The 4207-nt window shown below is 48.5% G+C and carries 5 protein-coding genes; 1 reads left to right on the top strand and 4 read right to left on the bottom strand.

The genetic code is table 11. The features are described from left to right. From NZ772_14930 to NZ772_14920, 3 genes are all read right to left on the bottom strand, one after another. Window positions 1-1789, bottom strand: a 1789-nt coding sequence (locus NZ772_14930) for a DUF3769 domain-containing protein (GenBank protein ID MCS6814847.1), incomplete at its 3' end; no start/stop codon positions are given. A gap of 97 nt (window positions 1790-1886) precedes the next feature. Continuing rightward, entirely contained in the window at window positions 1887-2003 is a 117-nt protein-coding gene (locus NZ772_14925) for a photosystem II reaction center protein I (protein MCS6814846.1), read from the bottom strand. Between the two features lie 103 nt (window positions 2004-2106). After that, complete coding sequence (locus NZ772_14920; GenBank protein ID MCS6814845.1) at window positions 2107-2562, bottom strand: SRPBCC family protein; 456 nt, start codon at window positions 2560-2562, stop codon at window positions 2107-2109. Between the two features lie 21 nt (window positions 2563-2583). Between NZ772_14920 and NZ772_14915 the strand changes: the two genes are divergently transcribed. Next, on the top strand, window positions 2584-3219 hold the full coding sequence (locus NZ772_14915; protein MCS6814844.1) for a DUF922 domain-containing Zn-dependent protease: 636 nt from the start codon (window positions 2584-2586) through the stop codon (window positions 3217-3219). A 107-nt stretch (window positions 3220-3326) separates the two neighbouring features. Here the strand turns inward: NZ772_14915 and NZ772_14910 are convergent, their stop codons facing one another. After that, a complete protein-coding gene (locus NZ772_14910) occupies window positions 3327-4205 on the bottom strand; it encodes a 3'(2'),5'-bisphosphate nucleotidase CysQ (protein MCS6814843.1) in 879 nt (292 codons plus the stop codon). Window positions 4206-4207 lie beyond the last annotated feature (2 nt).

The following is a 4207-nucleotide window of genomic DNA, read 5'->3' as shown; positions in this document are numbered from 1 at the left end:
GTAGAGCTTCTCCCTGCCAAAGCATGAATCCACGAGAAAGGCTAGCACTGGCTTGAAATCGCCCTAGCCCTACTCGGTTATTGGTGCGGATGGGCGCTAGTAAGTTAGGGCGATCAGTGTCTGCAATGATGTATTGGGCACCAGCTTGGTAGACAAGATTCACTCCAGAGTCACCTAAAGGGATAGTGGGTGATGAGAGCACTGTACCTACGCTAACCTGCACATCCTGAAATCCTAACGAACCATTGAAGAGTCGATCGCGATAACTGCCTTCTACCGAGAGGGTATGGGTACCAATCTGCTGTCGTAGTCGCAGGCTTGCTCGTAGGCGGGTATCAAACTTGCCTAAATCTAAGCCTGCAAAGGAGGCAATACCCGTCAGACTGGTACGAGGGCTAAGGCGAGCATCAAGGGTAGCAACTAACCCCAAGGAATCAGGAATGTTAGAGAACCCAGTATTTAAGCCTCGGTTGACTAGGAACTGAGGTGTGAGCGCAAACTGAAATCGCTCACCAGTAATGACAGGAAAACTACGTTCGATAAACACTCCGTCACGATCGCGGCCATCAATCCCTAGGGTGACAATTGCCTGCTCTAACTCATTCTCACGCAGGAGAGCACTGGAGCGAGGGATAGGAATGGATAAGGCTTGATCTAGTACTAACCGAGGTGATGTAGTTTCGATTGCCTGCAATTCTGGTGAGAAAATCGTGTATTTTGCTGTATCGGCACGGATCTCTAGTTGGGGGGGAGAAAATGGATCATTCGTGATGCGCACATTAGTACCGTACCACTGACTAGGAGTAAAGGTGATTTCATCAGCTTCAAAGCGAAACCGCCGTAGTTCTCCATTTCCTTGTTGGCTTCCGGGCAACACAGTTTCAGCGCCTAGTACCAAATAGAGGCCGCCAGGACTGCTAACAGCCTGCAACGGTTGGTTAATCGCTAACTGGTCACCCAACATACGGGGCAGCGGCACAGCGCTAATGGTATCTGATGCCGGTTGAATGGTGAAGTCTTCTTGGCTGGAGGGTAGAAAAATTTCACCTCTAGCTTTGCGAACAACCCCTGACTCTTGCAACAGGTCATAATCAAACCGATCACCCTCCAAGACTTGATTTCCTCTGGTAAGGACTACGTTGCCATCAGCAACCACCACGCGGTTTACTAGATTCACCTTCAGACGATCAGCTTGAATGATTGCCCCTCGAAAGAGCATCCGAACATTTCCCTCAGCGGAAAAGATGCGCCGATTGCTGTCGTATTCTTGACGATCGGCTGTCAAATCAAGAATTCCGGCTGCATTCGTGGCTGATTGCGGCGTCGATGGTGGTGGCGTTGAGTCATCAGGGGTTGGACTCAGAGGTGTCGGTATCCCCAAGGGTGGAGTGCTGGGAATGACTGAGGGATCGAAAACTGGCAGTCTGAAACCAGGATTAGGAGACACTTGAGCCTCAATGCGCGATGGATTGGTCTGCGCATTATTAGCAACATGCTTGACAATCACATACCCTACAGGTTGAGGAGTCCCTAGGGCAGTTGCGCTGGTTAGTGGCTTTGGTAGAGAGTTCAGCTCAGGAGAAGGCTCCTGTTTTTGCAGCGACGAACTCCACTCTGGGGACAAGGTGTCTGGGGATGAAACATCAATAAGCACATCCCTAGGCTGGATAAGACTACGAGCAGCGAGAGTAGCTAGTGAGTGATCAACCTGTTGAGAAATGACATTGATCGCTAATGGCGGAGGTGCTGGTTGTGTAATTGGTGGTGGACTGATTACCGGATAGGGCATAGCCTAGCAACAGGACAGGGTGGAACATCATGTTAGTGGAAGACAGCACACCTTAGGACAAGTTGTGCAGGAGTAATGTTCCACCGACATAAGCTTACTATTCCATGTCCCGACGCTTGGGGTTACGAGCAGGATCGTTTGAGAGAAATCCAAACACAAACAGGCAAACAAAGAATGTAACCACTATGTAAACGGCAATTTTCAGAGTTACCATACCTGAACCCTTTGAAATGTTCCTATAACTACGTTCTAGTCTCTTCTATCATACATGGCAGTGTCACCATGATCTCATTGATTGCCTACAGAGAACATCTCTGCTAAGCATCAACGATGGGATGATAAGTCTGAACTGCATAGTCACGAAATCGGTTCAAGTTAGCTTGCAACGTAGACTCGACAATTCGCCCTAGAAACAAGTGATCCATAAGTTCGCCAATGAACCCAGGAATCCGGTAAGCTACAGTGAGCCTAACAATGCTGCTAGAGCCACGATCGTAAAAACGAACTGCTCCCCGATTGGGCAGGCCATCCACAGACTCCCACTGAATCAGTTGATGAGTGACTAGCTTAACAATGCGTGACATCCAGCTAAATTCCCATCCTCCAGTGGTTAGCATCCATCGAGACAGATTGGGATTGTCATCTAATATCTTGACGGATTGAATCCACGGCATCCAATTGGGCATTTTTTCTAAATCAGACCACAGCGACCACACTACGTCGATCGGTGTGTCAACTTCGACCTGTACACTATGCTCTAGCCAATCTGCCATAGAGAACCCTAACCTAAACCTATGCCTATTCTACAATCCGTGAATAATATCCTGCTGAGGAAGTGGCGCTATGCAACCATAGCAATTGCAGTTGCTATCATTTGCTGGCTAGCGTCTAACCTTGCCCAGACTGTGATCGCGTCTACAAATCCAGTCATATCTATCACTCGCAATTACTATGTCATTGCAGGGTCAACAGCTAACCAACTGCGGCAACAACTAAATCAACGAGGGCCAGAGTGGACACCAGGACAACGATTTGATGCTACTACTCGTTGGTATGTGCGCTGGTCTTATCGATACGCTGTTCGCGACAACTACTGCCGATTGACTAGCAATCAAGTACGGGCTGATATCACCATCACGATGCCCAAGTGGCAAATGCCGCCTCGTGTTTCTAAGGATTTAGTAAGGCGCTGGCAGCGTTATGTCACAGCGCTGCAACGCCATGAGGATGGTCATCGCGATCACGGCATTAATGCAGCTAGAGAAGTTGCGCAGGCACTCGAACGCTTCCCTAGTCGGTCTACCTGTGAGCAGCTTGAAATGTCTGTGAATACTGCCATGATGCAAATTATTGAGAACTATAGTCAGAAAGATGTAGAGTACGATCGCGTAACCCAACATGGCGCAACCCAGGGGGCACGATTCCCCTGACAAGTTTTCTCGTAACTACCCAGGTTCGCAGTCTAGGTGTTCTTAAGTTTGTGGTCTAGGATGAGCCAACTGCCTCTTTGGTGCGGGCTAAGGGATGACACTTTCTCTTAAATGATGGATCTACGAATTTCAGCATCTTGAGCATCGAAACGATCCAAAATAGCCTGTGCTCTGGCACATAGTTCAGTGTGATAGCGTCCGTTACTAGCTAAGTATCCCCCCCACTGATTAACATCGGCTTTGTTGTAGCGAGGAATGCTGCCATCGAAGAATGTGAACATTCCCCCGGCTTCTGTAAGCACAAGTTCTGGTGCAGCTAAATCCCAATCTTTGGGAGCAGATTTACCCGATAGGGCAATGTAGGCATCGGCTTTTTGCTCGACTAGGGCTGCAATCTTGCCACCAATACTGCCAACATACCGTTGATTTTGACAGGGCAGTTGCTGTAGTAGGTAGTTTAATCGGGGTTCTCGGTGGTTACGGCTAATCACCAAACAAAAGGTGTTGAGTTGTTCTTTATCAGAAACTTTTAGCCGCTGACTAGGACTAATTTCAGTGCCATAACGACTCTCAACATAGGTACCGCCGCCACGAGTAGCATAGTACAGTTTGTATACGGCAGGACAAACCACGATCGCCAAGACTGGCCGACCATGTTCCACTAAGGCAATATGAACTGCATATTCTCCAGTTTTGTGGACGTAATCCCAGGTGCCATCAAGGGGATCGATAATCCATACCCGATGCTTGCTGAGGCGATCGGAGTCCGGATTAATTTTGTATGTCTCCTCGCTCAGATACCCAAACTCTTGAGTACCTAACTCAGTTTGCAAGCGTCCCACAATGTAGTTATTAGCAGAAGTATCAGCAACAGTTACTAAGGTGTTGCCCGCCCCCTGCACATTAAGGTCATTCATCTGGAGCCGTTGTAAAATATCAGCCGCTCCCCACCCCACTGATTTGGCCAGGTCTAAAAGCTCACGCACTA

The sequence above is a fragment of the Cyanobacteriota bacterium genome (assembly GCA_025054735.1).
In the GTDB taxonomy this organism is placed as follows: Bacteria; Cyanobacteriota; Cyanobacteriia; order SKYG9; family SKYG9; genus SKYG9.
Note: the sequence above shows the minus strand (reverse complement) of the source record. Positions and strands in the feature narration are given on the sequence as shown.